We start from the raw sequence: 15,111 nt of genomic DNA on the forward strand, positions 1-15,111 counted from the left end.
CCGAGGCGATACTTTCCCTTAGGTCTGGATTATGTTTTCCTTGTGGCAATAAAGACTTCAGGAAGCTGCGCTAGTATGCGCGGTCGATGCAAAAATCCACAATTCCGCACATGATTGTTTTGGCTTTGCTGTCAGGGAAGATCGCTAGTGCATCCTTGGCCATTGAGCCATAGTGCCGTGCCCGGTTCAGCGTATCAGCCAATGTGTCATGTTTTGTCAGATATGCCAGTGCCTGTGTCAGGTCTTCTTCTGTCTGGTCGTGATCTTCCATAGTCCGGCGCCAGAAAGCTTTTTCTGTATCATCACCCCGGCGAAAGGCCAGCATAACGGGCAATGTTAATTTGCCTTCACGGAAATCATCACCGATTTTTTTGCCAAGCGTTGCCTGCTTTGCAGAATAATCAAGCGCATCGTCAGCGAGTTGAAATGCAATGCCCAGATAGCGACCATAATCGCGCAGCGCAGCTTCAACATCTTCTCCCTGCTCGGCAACTACACCGGCGATCTCACACGCGGCAGCGAACAAGGCCGCCGTCTTGGATTCGATCACCTTCAGGTAGGTTTCTTCGCTGGTGGATACGTCGCCAGCTACAGATAATTGCAGGACTTCGCCTTCGGCAATAATGCTGGAGGCAGCGGACAGAATTTTCAGTACTTTCAGAGAGCCATCTTCGACCATCAGCTCGAAAGAGCGGCTGAAGAGAAAGTCGCCGACCAGAACACTTGCCTGATTGCCCCAGATTTCATTGGCTGTTTCCTGGCCGCGGCGCATCTTGCTTTCATCAACAACATCGTCATGTAACAGTGTTGCTGTATGGATAAATTCCACACAGGCAGCCAGTTTGTTTTGACGTGATCCTTCATAGCCAATCAGACGGGCACTTGCGAGTGTAAGCATGGGCCGTAAACGCTTGCCGCCAGAGGCGATCAGATGGCCTGCAAGTTGCGGGATCAAGGCAACATGGCTTTGCATACGTTCAAGAATGGTAGCATTGACATGCTTCATATCTTCCGCGACCAAAGCCTGCAATTCGTCAATAACGGACGCAGTTTGTTTGCCTGTGATAGGAACAACATTTTCTGACATAGGGTACCTCTGATCTGATGCCGGGGTCAGCCGGGACAAATTTTCGCGACCATAGAGGCAGATTAACGGCATTTCAAGGATTGACGTGCGCCCTCGCTATTTATTGATCTTTATCCAGCTTCCCAGTATATCCTTAAGTTGCAGCAGCTATTGGCGGTACGGGAGCAGCCTGTGGATAACCAAATTAAAAGTGATCAGCTTCCGACTGCGGCGGCAGGAGAAGTCGAACCCTTTACAATTGATGACTTTCTTGGTGGTGCCTTAAGGCTACGGCAGCCACGGGATGGCTACCGCATTTCCATGGATACAGTTCTGCTTGCGGCGTCCGTACAGGCAAAACCCGGTGAAACTGTTCTGGAAGGCGGTGTTGGTTCTGGTGGGGCAGCACTATGTTTGGCGCACCGTTTGCCCGGCGTAAAGGTGTACGGCATTGATATGCAGGATCATATGCTGGCGTATGCCCGGCAAAATATTCTGGAAAATAATCTGTCTGAGCAAGTGACGGTTGAGCACGGCTCGATCAAGGATTTGTCATGCCCTGAGGCGACGTATGACCATGTAATGATCAACCCCCCGTATCTGGCAGCTGGAAAAGCGATCCGCCCCCCAGCAGAGACCAAGGGACTGGCGCATATGGATTCGACGGCCAATCTGAAGGATTGGATTAAGTTTTGCATATATCAGGTGAAAAACCGCGGAACGGTTACGATTATTTACCGCGCGGACAGAATGGATGAGGTGATTGCACATTTGTACCGCCGGGTTGGGGAATTAAAAATTATGCCTTTATGGCCCCGGTTGGGTTCGCCTGCCAAGCGTGTCATCATTCAGGGACGCAAGGGCATTCACGGCGCATCAAAACTGTTACCGGGATTGGCTTTGCACGGCGAGCAGGACCGCTATACCGAAGAAGCAGAGGCAATTCTGCGTAAAGGAAAAAGCTTGCAGCTTTGATGGGGGAAGACTTGTAATTCTAAAAGACGTCCCTTTATTTATATGCAGTAACCATTAGCCGTGGCCACCACGGTAATACCAGCCCACAGTAACGGAAAAAATTATGGCAAACCCAGTTTCAAAGTTCTTATCTTCAGCGCGTACCGCCTTGTTTGGAAAGCCCAAGCCAGTCGTAGCGGTTATTCGTCTGTACGGTGTGATTGCCTCTGGCGGCCGGTTTCAAAAAGGGCTGAATATGGCAGACCTTGCACCGACGCTTGATGAGGCCTTTGAAACCAAAGGACTATCAGCGGTGGCGCTCCTGATTAACTCCCCTGGTGGGTCGCCTGTTCAAAGCGCAATGATTACCAGCCGGATACGGGCGCTGGCAGCAGAAAAGGACGTGCCTGTTGTTGCCTTTGCAGAAGATGTTGCGGCGTCGGGTGGATATATGCTGGCGTTGGCGGGGGACGAGATATTCGCCCATGAAGCTTCGATAATCGGCAGTATTGGTGTGATATCGGCTGGTTTTGGCTTTAAGGATGCGATTGAGAAAATAGGTGTTGAGCGCCGGGTTTATTCAGCTGGCGACAAGAAGGCGATGCTGGACCCCTTCAAGGAAGAAAACGAGGAAGATGTTGAACGCCTTAAGTCCCTTCATGGTGAAATCCATGAATATTTCAAAGGCATGGTCAGGGACCGGCGCGGCAAACGACTGAAGGGTCTGCGCGGCAAGATATTCTCTGGTGATGTATTCTCTGGTGTAGAAGCACACAAGCTGGGGCTAACGGACGGTATTGGCGATATTCGTTCTAAAATGCAGGAACGGTTTGGCAAGAAAGTTAAGCTGAAAGTCGTTGGCGAGAAAAAGTCGCGTCTATCCGGATTACTTGGCTTGTCGAAGACGCAGTCACTTACGTCAACAGCAAGTCCAATCGACGGACTGGGTAAGGAATTGCTCTCCGCAGTTGAAGAACGCTTTATCTGGAACAGATTTGGCCTCTAGAATTTAGTTCTGACTAATTGGGGTGGCCCTGGCCGAAGAAGCGGTGTTGTTTTACCGTTACCCCTGCGCTATAGGAAACCTGTGAGAACAGGATAGTGACATGAATGAAGAACACCGCAAAAAGCTGATCGAATACCGAGAAAGTATTGATAATATTGATGCGTCTCTGGTTTTTATGTTGGCAGAGCGTTTTAAAATTACGCAAAAAGTAGGCTTTTATAAGAAAGAGCATAATCTGCCGCCAGCTGACCCCAATCGGGAGCAGGAACAGATCAAGCGGTTGCGGGAACTGGCACAGAGCGCAAACCTTGACCCCGAGTTCAGTGAGAAGTTTCTTCAGTTTATCATTGATGAAGTGATCCGCCACCATGAGCAGATCAGAGATGCAGGTGAAGCATGACAATTGATGGTGCCGAAGCACTGGATGGCCTGCGCGAGATTTGCATAATCTGCCGTGATGTTTTGCGGGCAATGGGCGACAAGGTCGCGCCTGGCGTTACCCCGCGGGAACTGGATGAGTTGGCTGGGAAAATGCTTACGGAAAAGGGTGCCCGGTCTGCGCCTGGTCTTGCGTATGATTTCCCGGGATATACCTGCATTTCTGTTGGCGATGCGATTGCGCACGGAATTCCGTCTGATGAGCCGCTGCGCGAAGGCCAGCTGGTTAACATCGACGTCAGCGCAGAAAAAGATGGATATTTTGGCGATAACGGTGCCAGCTTTGCAGTTGGTGAAGTAGATCCTTTGTTGCAGAAGTTATTGAAGGCAACAAAAGATGCCCAGCGTAAGGCAATGTTCGCTGCACGGGCAGGCCAGCCTTTGAATGCAATTGCAAAGGCTGTGGAAAAAGAAGCGAAGAAGCATGGTTTTCTTGTTATCGAAGGATTGAATGGTCACGGCGTTGGTAAATGGATACACGAGGAGCCGACGGTACCGAACACCTACTATCCTAGTGACCGCGAAAAATTGCATGAAGGGCAGGTCCTTACAATTGAACCGTTTTTGGCTACTAAAAGTAAAGGCTATGTCGAAGATGAAGACGGCTGGACGCTCAGGCTTGATAAAGGCGGTTTCGGGGCACAGTTCGAGCATACATTCATCGTTACCAAAGGGGCGCCAATCGTCCTGACAGCTTGATCGAGGAGGGCACGGATTGTGCCCTTTTTATCTGATGGCTGTATCAATAATCGTTTCAGGGTAATTTAAGTGCTGCTTCTGCCATACTGGTTCTTGACCAAGTCGTGTGTGACAGTTACGTTGCAGCGCAATAAATTTATTGGGGATTCGTCCCGGTCTAGACAGAGAAGATTATTTTATGGCTTCAGTTTCTGCCACTAAAGGTATGCCGTTCCAGAATATCATCCTGACACTGCAAGATTACTGGGCAGATCAGGGCTGTGTAATTCTTCAGCCATATGACATGGAAATGGGCGCGGGGACTTTTCATCCTGCGACAACTCTGCGGGCGCTGGGGCCGGATAGCTGGAATGCAGCATACGTGCAGCCCTGCCGACGCCCGACGGATGGCCGGTACGGTGAAAACCCCATGCGGTTGCAGCACTATTACCAGTTTCAGGTGATTTTGAAGCCAAGTCCTGAGAATATGCAGGAACTATATCTGGGTAGTCTTGAAGCAATTGGCCTTGATAAAAATCTCCATGATTTTCGTTTTGTAGAAGACGACTGGGAAAGCCCAACCCTTGGTGCATGGGGGCTTGGCTGGGAAGTATGGTGTGACGGCATGGAAGTCAGCCAATATACCTATTTCCAACAGGTAGGCGGCATTGAATGCAAGCCCGTGTCCGGGGAACTAACCTACGGCTTGGAGCGTCTGGCCATGTTCGTACAGGGTGTTGATAATGTCTATGACCTGGACTTTAACGGGGCCGGTGCATCGTACGGGGACGTATATCTGGAGAACGAGCGCCAGCAGTCTGCCTACAATTTTGAACATGCAAATACGGAAAAGCTGTTTCGTGACTTTAAGGAAGCGCAGGAAGAATGCGCCAAGCTTTTAGCCGCTGAATTGCCGCTGCCTGCGTATGAGCAGTGTATCCGCGCAAGCCATACATTTAATCTATTGGATGCTCGCGGTGTTATTTCGGTTACGGAACGACAGGCCTATATTGGGCGTGTTCGGGATTTGGCCAAAGGGTGCTGTGAAACATATCTCAAGAAAATCGGTGGAGAAGAATAATGGCTGATCTTCTGATTGAACTGTTTTCTGAGGAAATCCCGGCCCGTATGCAAACACAGGCTGCCCGTGATCTCTCGAAATTGGTAACCGATGGTTTGAAAGAGGCTGGCTTAACGTTTGATGAGGCACCTGCCTTTGTAACACCGCGCCGGTTAACTTTGTGTGTGAACGGCTTGCCAGACAAGACCCCTGATATATCAGAAGAACGTCGCGGACCACGCACCGATGCACCGGAAAAAGCACTGGAAGGCTTTATGCGCGGTGCAGGTGTTACCCGTGACCAACTGGAAGAACGCGAAGAGAAAAAGGGAACTTTCTTTTTTGCGAAGATAGAAAAGCCCGGCCGACCAACGGGCGATGTGGTCGCAGAAGTGCTGGAAGCAACCATTAGGAACTTTCCGTGGCCAAAGTCCCAGCGCTGGGGCAGTAGCAGCCTGAAATGGGTGCGCCCTCTGCGGAATATTTTGTGCATTCTGGATGGTGCCGCAGTTGATCTGACCGTTGACGGCTTCACAGCCAATAATAAAACATTCGGTCACCGCTTTATGGCGCCTGAATGGTTTGAGGTGACAGACTTTGCAGACTACGAGCAAAAGCTGCTGGACCATAAAGTCATTGTAAATGCCGATAAGCGTGCAGACGCGATTGCGGCGGGCATCAGTTCCCTGACCTCGGAGAAGGGGCTTGAGTGGGTTGAAGACAAGGGGTTGCTTCGGGAAGTAGCTGGCCTTGTTGAATGGCCAGTACCGCTGATGGGGTCGTTTGATCCTGCATTTATGGCTGTACCGGAAGAAGTTCTGATCCTGACTATGAAGAAAGATCAGAAATACTTTGTGACACGTAACCCCGAAACCGGTGATCTCGCGCCGTATTTCATAACTGTTGCCAATACAGAAACAGTTGACGGTGGCGCTATGGTTCGTGACGGGAACGAACGGGTACTGTCTGCACGTCTGGCAGATGCGAAGTTTTTCTGGGATCAGGATTTGAAAGGACGGCTGGATGATAATCTTGCCGCGCTTGACGATATTGTTTTCCACATTGAGCTTGGAAAAGTATCTGACCGTGTTGCGCGGATGAAATCATTGGCGCGCAAGCTGGCCGATTTTATTCCTGGCTGTGATGCGACTGAGGCAGAGCGTGCGGCCGAGCTTGCGAAAGCTGATCTGGTATCTCAGATGGTCTATGAATTCCCGGAAGTACAGGGTGTGATGGGACGTTACTACGCAAAAGCGCAGGGCGAAACGGACGCCGTTGCTGATGCAATTCGTGATCATTATGCCCCGGCTGGTCCGTCAGACACATGCCCAACAGCCCCTGTATCCGTGGCGGTCGCGCTGGCTGAAAAGCTTGATACGCTTGTTGGCTTTTTCGGTATTGATCAAAAACCAACTGGATCGAAAGACCCTTATGCTCTGCGCCGCGCTGCCCTTGCTGTTATTCGTTTGATCACGGAAAATGGCATCCGGCTATCTTTGCAGGATGCTGTAAATGCGGGTATTGCATCCTTTGCGGCACAATCAGTTGCCATGAAAGATACCAGTCAGGATTTCGGGCTGCTGGCATTCTTTGGTGACCGCCTGAAAGTGCAGCAACGTGATCTGGGCGTACGTCATGATTTGATTGATGCCGTGTTTGCAAAAGGCGATGATGATCTGGTGCGTATTCTGGGCCGGGTTGACGCACTTGGTTCTTTCCTTGGAACCGACGACGGTGTGAACCTGCTGGCTGGCTATAAACGGGCGGCGAATATTCTGAAAATTGAAGAAAAGAAAGACGGCACTGAATACGGTGCGGACGTTTCCGCTGCTCTGCTGTCTCAGGAAGAAGAAATTACACTGTTCGAAGCGCTGGGTGCCGCAGAGACGGATGCACTTGTTGCGCTTGAGCAGGAGAATTTCGAGGCATCAATGACGGCCTTGTCAACGCTACGCGCTCCGATTGATGCCTTTTTCGACAAGGTAACAGTGAATGCGGACGATGCGGTGCTACGGGCAAATCGACTGGCGCTACTTGCAAAAATTCGTGCGGCTGTGAATACAGTCGCTGACTTTGGTCAGATTGAAGGCTGACTATTGTGGGCATAAGCTCAAAAAACGGGTGAACACCAGATACCAGACATAAGGGTCACCCACCGTTTAGACCAACTGCGTTTGGGACAACCGCAGTGCAACAGGACTAAGTATAATGACCAAATGGGTTTACAGTTTTGGTGACGGCGCGGCGGAAGGCCGTGCAGATATGAAAAATCTTCTGGGCGGCAAGGGGGCGAACCTTGCAGAAATGGCATCGCTTGGCCTGCCGGTGCCACCGGGCCTGACCATTTCCACCGAAGTCTGTACCTATTATTATGATAATGAGCGACAGTATCCGTCCGAGCTGAAGGATCAGGTTGCAGAGGCGATCAAGGCGATTGAGACGAGTGTCGGCGCCACGTTTGGTGATCCGGAAAATCCGCTTCTGGTTTCTGTTCGTTCAGGTGCACGGGTATCCATGCCGGGCATGATGGACACGGTTCTTAACCTCGGTTTGAATGACCAAACTGTCGAAGGGCTTGCTAAAAACAGCGAGAATGAGCGTTTTGCGTGGGACAGTTACCGCCGTTTCATTCAGATGTATTCGGATGTTGTTCTGGGGGTGGACCATTACCACTTTGAAGAATTGATTGATCTGCACAAGGACGAAAAAGGTGTCGATCTGGATACCGACCTGACTGCCGATGACTGGAAAGTCCTGGTTGCTGCTTTCAAGAAGAAAACACAAGAAACCTTGGGGGAACCGTTCCCACAGGATGTCCATGATCAGCTGTGGGGTGCTATAGGTGCCGTATTTGGTAGTTGGCGGATTGAACGTGCCAAGGTGTACCGTAAATTGAATAATATCCCCGAAGAATGGGGCACAGCCGTTAATGTGCAGGCTATGGTGTTTGGTAATATGGGGGAGACGTCGGCAACAGGCGTTGCCTTTACCCGTGATCCGTCTACCGGCGAGAATGAATATTATGGCGAATATCTGATTAATGCACAGGGTGAAGATGTGGTTGCTGGTATCCGGACACCACAGAACTTGACCAAAGCGGCTCGTGAAAAGGCAGGTGCCAAAGACCTTAGCATGGAAGAAAGCATGCCAGAGGTATTTGGTCAGCTTGCGTCCGTTTTTGAGAAGCTGGAGAAGCACTATAAAGACATGCAGGATATCGAATTTACTGTTCAGCGCGGTAAATTATGGATGCTGCAAACCCGTAGTGGAAAGCGGACTGCCAAAGCTGCCTTGAAAATTGCTGTTGAACTGGCAGCCGATGGCCTTATCGACGAAAAAACTGCTGTCATGCGGGTTGAGCCAGGGGCGCTTGACCAGCTTCTGCATCCGACTCTGGACCCTGATGCCCCGCGTGATGTGTTGACGCGCGGCTTGCCTGCCAGCCCAGGTGCTGCGCACGGTGCGGCTGTGTTTACCGCTGATGAGGCAGAAGAGTGGGCGAAGGCTGGCAAGGATGTGATCCTGTGCCGCACCGAGACCAGCCCAGAGGATATTCACGGTATGCATGCCGCGAAAGGTATTCTGACAGCGCGCGGCGGCATGACTAGTCACGCAGCCGTGGTGGCCCGTGGTATGGGCCGTCCCTGTGTATCAGGCGCTGGTGCCATTCGTATTGATGCCAAGGCCGAAATCATGCACTGCATGGGGCGTGAGATTAAGAAGGGTGACCTGATCACTATTGATGGAGCGTCGGGCGAAGTCATGATTGGTGAAGTTAAAACGCTGCAGCCAGAGCTGGCCGGTGATTTTGCGACACTGATGGAGTGGGCAGACACCTACCGGACACTGAAGGTACGCACAAACGCGGACACGCCTGCCGACACAACCACCGCACGGGAGTTCGGTGCCGAAGGTATTGGTCTGTGCCGGACCGAGCATATGTTCTTTGAAGGCGAGCGTATTGTAGCTGTTCGTCAGATGATCCTGTCTGAAACAGAAGCAGGGCGCCGCGAGGCACTGGCGAAGCTGTTGCCGATGCAGCGCGCAGACTTTACTGAAATCTTCAAGATTATGCGCGGTTTGCCGGTTACAATTCGCCTCCTTGACCCACCACTACATGAATTCCTGCCGCGTGAAGACGATGAGTTTGAGCAGGTTGCAGGTGCATTGGGGATCAGTGTTGAGAAACTGAAACGTCAAGCAAATGAGCTACATGAATTCAACCCGATGCTTGGTCACCGGGGATGTCGTTTGGGGATTTCCTATCCTGAAATTTATGAAATGCAGGCACGGGCAATCTTTGAAGCTGCGGTTGCAGTGGAAAAAGAATCCGGTGAAACAGTGGTGCCAGAGGTTATGATCCCGCTTGTTGCGACAGAAAAAGAACTGTCCATGCTGCGCCAAAGGGTAGAGGCAGAAGCTGCAAAAGTGTTCACGGAGCAAAGCCACACAGTTGAATATATGGTTGGTACCATGATTGAATTGCCGCGTGCTGCATTGCAGGCCGCGAAAATTGCTCAGTCTGCTGACTTCTTCTCGTTTGGAACGAATGACCTGACACAAACAGCGATTGGTATCAGCCGGGATGATGCTGCACGGTTCCTGGATGAATATGTGAAACTGGATATTTTTGCCCAAGACCCCTTTGTCTCTATTGATCAGGAAGGTGTGGGCGAACTGGTTAAAATAGGAACTGAGCGAGGCCGTTCCACCAAGCCTGATCTAAAGCTTGGCATTTGTGGTGAGCATGGGGGTGACCCGGCATCTGTCATGTTCTGTCATGATGTTGGGCTGGATTATGTGTCCTGTTCGCCATTCCGTGTGCCAATTGCCCGGTTGGCTGCTGCACAGGCTGCATTGCGGTAATCAGCGCAGAAATCCATCAGTAATCAGGGGCGTGCCTTATCAGGCGCGCCCTTTTTGCATGATACTTTGCTGTGCTTGCGGCCGACAATTTTGCCCGACTATCTGCACCAGCGGTTAGCATTTGATTGAGTAAAAGTGATCTTAGCCAAAAACTGCCATAAAAATCACAAGGAAGACGATGGCAACAATTGCAAAGCGAACTTTGTCATGTTTGCTCATGGCGGCAAGGGTGCGGTCTTTTTTAGATTTCATCGTTTTGTTCCACGGTGTAATTGGCGCTGCAGCGCGACTATTAGTCTATAATGCTAATTGCGGTACCATTTTCAAGTGACAGATTGTCGCCAATATATTCCAGGCGCAAATAGGCAAGGGCATGTGTGCCGCTGACAGTACGCAGTGTGCCTGCTTTTTTGCCGCTTTCCGTCAGAATATCAGCGCCAGTTTCCAGGCTTTCATCCGTCGAAGACACGGGCACCAGTCGTTTTTTCAGATTAGTTCTATGTTTCATCCGCGCTGTTAATTCCTGACCGATGTAGCATCCCTTGGTAAAGCTGACTCCGTTTAATCGTTCAGCATCAGTTTCCAGCCAGAAGTATTTCTCCCGCTCCATGTCGCGGCTACCGTCAGGTACGCCACATCTAAGGCGGAGGTTTTCATAGTCAGGTAAAGACAAGGCTGTTCCTTCAGGCCTGTGATCTGTGATGCCGCGATAACCAAGGTCGCTATGGCGCGGGTCTGGTGCGAAAATACCGCTGGAAGGTTGCTCTGTCGCGGCAAAGACATGGTGTGTGTCGCTGATGTCTGTAATTGTCAGGTCTGCCCGCAATTTATATAGCATCAAGCGGCGATAAAAGTCCTGTTTGCTGTCAGCCTCGACATCCAGCAAAAGATCATCGCCGTCTTTGAAAATGATCATGTCGTAGAAGAACTTTCCCTGCGGCGTCAAAAGGGCGGCATAAACGGCGTGCCCTTCTTTGATCAGGTTCAAGTCATTGGTCACCAGCCCCTGAAGAAAGGAGAATGCTTCCGGGCCGCTCAGGCGAAAAACGCCTCTGTTTTCTAGCTGTAATATTTTCATGCTTTATCACTTATCTATTCCGGGCTGATATTCAAGGATCAAAATGATTATTTGATGGTTATGGTCAAAGATCAAAAATGTTACAAATATATAGAGCCGCTGCAATGATTGGCAGAATGCCCCTTGGTAGGGGCACTATTTGTAGGCTGAAAGCCGAGTGGGGAAGTGGATGCAGGAAGCCAGTGTATTTTTTTGGGGTGTGTTTTTTGGCTATATAGTCTCTGCCCCCCTTGGTCCGGTTAATATTATCTGTTTGCAGCGCAGTCTTTACGGTAATGCGTTTCACGGATTTCTGATCGGGCTTGGCGCAGCGTTCGTGGATGCCTTTTACGGGGCGCTTGCAGCCTATGGTTTGGCGGCGGTTCATTCCGCCATTGAAGCTTATTTGGTCTACTTAAAAATATTCGCAGCAATATTGCTGACAACCTTTGCCATCAAAGTATGGCGCAGCCATCCGCACCTTTCCCGCCCAAATGGTTCAGTGGGCGTGAAACGCAGTATGCTGGCGGCTGCTATGCTGACGCTGTCCAACCCTGGTGTATTTCTGGGGTTTGCAGGGTTGTTCACACTGGTAGGGGTTACAGAAATGGGCCGCGCCTTTAACACGCTTTGGCAGTTCGGGGCGCTATTATCAGTCGGTATATTTATTGGGGGCGCATTGTGGTGGGCAACCTTCGCAGGGATTGCCGTTAAATTAAGAGATGTAATCACTGACCGTATGCTGGAAAAGCTAAATCACGTTTTTGCGAGTGTCTTCGCGCTATTCGCCTGTATCGCATTGATTTCTGCAATTTTTTGACCCGGCTATCCCAAAAGCGTTAAGAAAATACCAAAAAAGATGAAAAAGCAGCTATTTAGTCGTCTTCCCTGCTTGAACATATGGAAATGTGACTATATAGTTTGCGCGAACAGTCGGCACAGTTTCGGTTATTTTAAGGACAAATCGGGCGGTGCTATATAAGATCAACCCGGGGGAAACCCTTAATTTTTAAATATGTTGGAGGGTGTATCAATATGTCCAACCGTATGGGCTCCAAATTCGCATTCGTCACTGTTGCTGCTCTTCTTGCTGCAGCTTGTTCCAAAGAACCTGAGCCAGAAGTAACTGCGCCAACAGTGGAAGAGGAGCAGATGGCTCCTGTTGAGCAGCCAAAAACTGCTGAAGAATTGATGGTAGAAGAATTCGGTCTGCCAAACCAGACTGGTCTGAATGACTACATGGATATGACTGCGGGTGCTGATCGTGTGTTCTTTGCATACGATAGCAGCGAACTGAACGATGATGGCCGTGCTGTTCTTGAGGCTGCTGCAAAGTGGATGTCACAGGGCTATGGGTATGCTCGCGTGTCCCTGACAATCGAAGGTCACTGTGATGAGCGCGGAACGCGTGAATATAACCTTGCGCTGGGTGATCGTCGTGCAAATGCTGTGAAGAATTATCTGGTTGCACTTGGTGTGCCTTCCACACGTCTTCAGACAATCAGCTACGGTAAAGAGCGTCCTGTTGCCAGCGGTGGTGACGAAAGTACGCACGCACGTAACCGTCGTGGTGTTTTGCGCGTAAATTAATCGCGCCATACCCTGAAGGAATTCGGTGGCCCTGTCCAACTTGATTGGGCGGGGCCATCATGTTTTTGCCATCATGGCTTGGTAGTTTCCCTTGTTTTCAATAGATACGGTGAGTTTCATGCGCATATATCTTGTTTCCCTGCTTGTTTTTCTAATGGCAATACCTGCATCAGCACAAAGTGCCAAAGAGTTGGACCGCAAAATAATCGCAATTGAAAAACAACTGCGTGCTGTGCAGCGACGTGTGTTCCAGGGCGGGCAGTTACCGCCAGAAGAAAATGTTCCGCAGCAGGCAACTACGGCAGACCGCGGGGTACTTGCACAGATGTCAGTTAAGGTGGATAGCCTTGAAGCGCAGCTGCGCGCCTTGACCGGTCAGATCGAGGAACTGCAGTATCGTCAGCGGGAGCAGCAAAATGCCCTTGATATGCTGCGTCGGGAAATGAGCTTTCGTGCAGGGGGCAGTGCGGCGGGAACAGCGCAAACCACACCGCAAACCTATAGCCCGGAGCCGCCAGCAGCTAGCGGTGAATTCCTGGCAGAACCGGCAGCAGAGCCGGTAGCGCCAGCAGCTTCCGTTGTCAGTCTGCCAAATGGTAGCGTTGACGAGCAATATACCTATGCATTTTCATTTGTGCGCAAAGAGCAACTGGATAATGCGCGTATTGCATTTGAACAGTTTATTGAAAAGAACAAAGGAGATAGTCGGATCGGGAATGCACGCTATTGGCTAGGCCGTGTTCATATGCTGCAAGGCCGTCCTGGACTGGCGGCGAACGAATTTCTCTCGCTTGTAACAGACTTTCCTGACCATGAGCGACGCCCAGCCGCGCTTGTAGACCTTGGGGAGGTCTTAATTTCTATGGATGCACCCAGTGAGGCCTGCAATACTTTGGCTGAATTTGGCCGGGTTGGCAGTGGAGAATCATCAAGGCTGAAGGATCGTGCCAAACGGCTTGAAAAACAGGCAGGGTGTTCCTGATAGGTACTATACATGGTGGACCGCGACTACACTGTTGATCATCTGGACGCCTGGCTGTTGAATGCCGGGGTGGGGCCTGATGACAAAGTGGCGGTTGCCGTCTCTGGCGGGGCGGATAGTTTGGCCCTGGCTTTTCTGGCAGCAGCCTGTAGGCCAACACTGGCAATTACGGTTGATCACTGTTTACGGCCAGATTCCGGTGCGGAGGCAGAAACTGTCACCAGCATGCTTGCGGATCAGAATATTGCACACCAGATTGTACGCTGGTCAGGCGCTAAACCCACAGGAAATATTCAGGCCGTTGCGCGCCGGGAACGCTACCGGTTATTGACCGACGTCTGCAGAGAGCAGGGGATATCGTTTCTTCTGACCGGGCATCATATGGATGATCAGGCAGAGACGCTGATCCTGCGACTGGCACGTGGTAGCGGTCTTTACGGCTTGGCTGGCATGCCGGCTGTGACGCCTGACTATGCCGGAACGGGTATCGCGCTTCTTCGTCCGTTTCTGCGCACACGCAAAGAACAATTGATCGCTTTCCTGCAGCGCCATGATCTTGACTGGATTGAAGATCCTTCAAATGAGAATAAGGCTTTTGACCGGGTTAAGGTGCGCCAGTTTTTAAAGGAACCTCCGCTGGAGGGGCTTGATATTTTGCGACTGTCCGAAACGGCGGACCGACTGCGCAGATCACGGCAGGCGATCACTTTTTATGTTAACCAGTGGCTGGATACCTATGCACGGATGGAGCCACAGCACTATGTCAGTATTCCGTCTGAGGCGTTGAACTCTGCACCTGATGAGATTGTTCTGCGGGGGATTATTGCCATTTTGCACGCAGTTGCTGATGCAGAATATGCGCCCCGCTTTGAGAAGTTGGAACGGCTATATGCAGCCATGCGCGATATTGATTTTGCCGGGGTAACACTTGCTGGCTGTAAGATTGAACCTTTGGGTGATGGGTTTTTATTTGCGCGTGAACCCTCTGCAATTAGCCCTGCAACTCCTTTGGGGGATGGTGTTTGGGATAACAGGTTTGTCGTATCCGCCCAAACAAATAGTGTAGCTGATCTAGTGATCATGCCGCTTGCGGATGATTTATGGGGGCAGGCCCGTGCACAGTGGCCGGATTTGAAGGATATTATGGTCCCGACTGTTGTGCGGCGGGGGCTGCCTGTTGTGTGCCGGTTGGCAGAAAATGGGGATGCTGAAGTGGTTGAACTACCTACGCTTGGTAAATGTAGCACAGGCACACCTATCGTTACTTTATCGTGCCTCAGCAACGCTATACCGAAAAAATGACGAATATCAGGTGGTTTACTCTTGCACACGGCCAAGATAGTCTTATCTGTGTGTATAAGGAATATTGGGAGAAGACACTCCCCAAATTGATCGGCAGCAAACACCACACCCC

Annotated in this window: 13 protein-coding genes; 11 read left to right on the forward strand and 2 right to left on the reverse strand. The window is 50.8% G+C overall.

Features of this window, described 5'->3' with window-relative positions:
• Nucleotides 1-70: 70 nt before the first annotated feature.
• Nucleotides 71-1,087 carry a polyprenyl synthetase family protein gene (locus tag IE181_RS08580; RefSeq protein ID WP_191251995.1) on the reverse strand — a complete coding sequence of 339 codons (1,017 nt, stop codon included), beginning with the start codon at nt 1,085-1,087 and terminating at the stop codon, nt 71-73.
• A 171-nt stretch (nt 1,088-1,258) separates the two neighbouring features.
• Here IE181_RS08580 and IE181_RS08585 point away from each other — a divergent pair, with 171 nt between their 5' ends.
• The 7 genes from IE181_RS08585 to ppdK all read left to right on the forward strand — a co-directional run bounded on the left by IE181_RS08585 (nt 1,259) and on the right by ppdK (nt 10,068).
• Nucleotides 1,259-2,041 (forward strand): tRNA1(Val) (adenine(37)-N6)-methyltransferase, encoded by a 783-nt coding sequence (locus tag IE181_RS08585; RefSeq protein ID WP_191251997.1) that lies wholly within the window; start codon nt 1,259-1,261, stop codon nt 2,039-2,041.
• 103 nt (nt 2,042-2,144) lie between these two features.
• Entirely contained in the window at nt 2,145-3,026 is an 882-nt protein-coding gene (locus IE181_RS08590; RefSeq protein ID WP_191251999.1) for a S49 family peptidase, read from the forward strand.
• A gap of 100 nt (nt 3,027-3,126) precedes the next feature.
• Nucleotides 3,127-3,426, forward strand: a complete 300-nt coding sequence (locus IE181_RS08595) for a chorismate mutase (protein WP_191252001.1) — start codon at nt 3,127-3,129, stop codon at nt 3,424-3,426.
• The gene (gene map, locus IE181_RS08600; protein WP_191252004.1) at nt 3,423-4,163 is read left to right on the forward strand and encodes a type I methionyl aminopeptidase; all 741 of its coding nucleotides are present in this window, start codon (nt 3,423-3,425) and stop codon (nt 4,161-4,163) included. The genes IE181_RS08595 and map overlap by 4 nt, the downstream gene beginning before the upstream one ends.
• A gap of 178 nt (nt 4,164-4,341) precedes the next feature.
• On the forward strand, nt 4,342-5,223 hold the full coding sequence (locus tag IE181_RS08605) for a glycine--tRNA ligase subunit alpha (protein ID WP_191252006.1): 882 nt from the start codon (nt 4,342-4,344) through the stop codon (nt 5,221-5,223).
• On the forward strand, nt 5,223-7,295 hold the full coding sequence (glyS, locus tag IE181_RS08610; protein WP_191252008.1) for a glycine--tRNA ligase subunit beta: 2,073 nt from the start codon (nt 5,223-5,225) through the stop codon (nt 7,293-7,295). Before IE181_RS08605 ends, glyS begins: the two co-directional genes overlap by 1 nt.
• A 115-nt stretch (nt 7,296-7,410) precedes the next feature.
• Entirely contained in the window at nt 7,411-10,068 is a 2,658-nt protein-coding gene (gene ppdK / locus IE181_RS08615; RefSeq protein ID WP_191252010.1) for a pyruvate, phosphate dikinase, read from the forward strand.
• Nucleotides 10,069-10,360: 292 nt separating this feature from the next.
• On the opposite strand, the gene ygfZ is transcribed toward ppdK, so the two are convergent.
• On the reverse strand, nt 10,361-11,146 hold the full coding sequence (ygfZ, locus tag IE181_RS08620) for a CAF17-like 4Fe-4S cluster assembly/insertion protein YgfZ (protein WP_191252012.1): 786 nt from the start codon (nt 11,144-11,146) through the stop codon (nt 10,361-10,363).
• A gap of 169 nt (nt 11,147-11,315) precedes the next feature.
• On the opposite strand from ygfZ, the gene IE181_RS08625 reads away from it, so the two are divergent.
• The 4 genes from IE181_RS08625 (at nt 11,316) to tilS (ending at nt 14,999) form a co-directional block, all read left to right on the forward strand.
• Entirely contained in the window at nt 11,316-11,945 is a 630-nt protein-coding gene (locus IE181_RS08625) for a LysE family translocator (protein WP_191252014.1), read from the forward strand.
• Nucleotides 11,946-12,160: 215 nt separating this feature from the next.
• A complete protein-coding gene (pal, locus tag IE181_RS08630; RefSeq protein ID WP_229819277.1) occupies nt 12,161-12,715 on the forward strand; it encodes a peptidoglycan-associated lipoprotein Pal in 555 nt (184 codons plus the stop codon).
• Between the two features lie 118 nt (nt 12,716-12,833).
• Nucleotides 12,834-13,697, forward strand: a complete 864-nt coding sequence (locus IE181_RS08635) for a tol-pal system YbgF family protein (RefSeq protein WP_191252016.1) — start codon at nt 12,834-12,836, stop codon at nt 13,695-13,697.
• A 12-nt stretch (nt 13,698-13,709) separates the two neighbouring features.
• Nucleotides 13,710-14,999: a tRNA lysidine(34) synthetase TilS gene (gene tilS, locus IE181_RS08640; RefSeq protein ID WP_191252018.1), complete on the forward strand. Its 1,290-nt coding sequence runs from the start codon at nt 13,710-13,712 to the stop codon at nt 14,997-14,999.
• Nucleotides 15,000-15,111 lie beyond the last annotated feature (112 nt).

The organism is Kordiimonas sediminis, from assembly GCF_014656395.1.
GTDB classification, from domain to species: Bacteria; Pseudomonadota; Alphaproteobacteria; order Sphingomonadales; family Kordiimonadaceae; genus Kordiimonas_A; species Kordiimonas_A sediminis.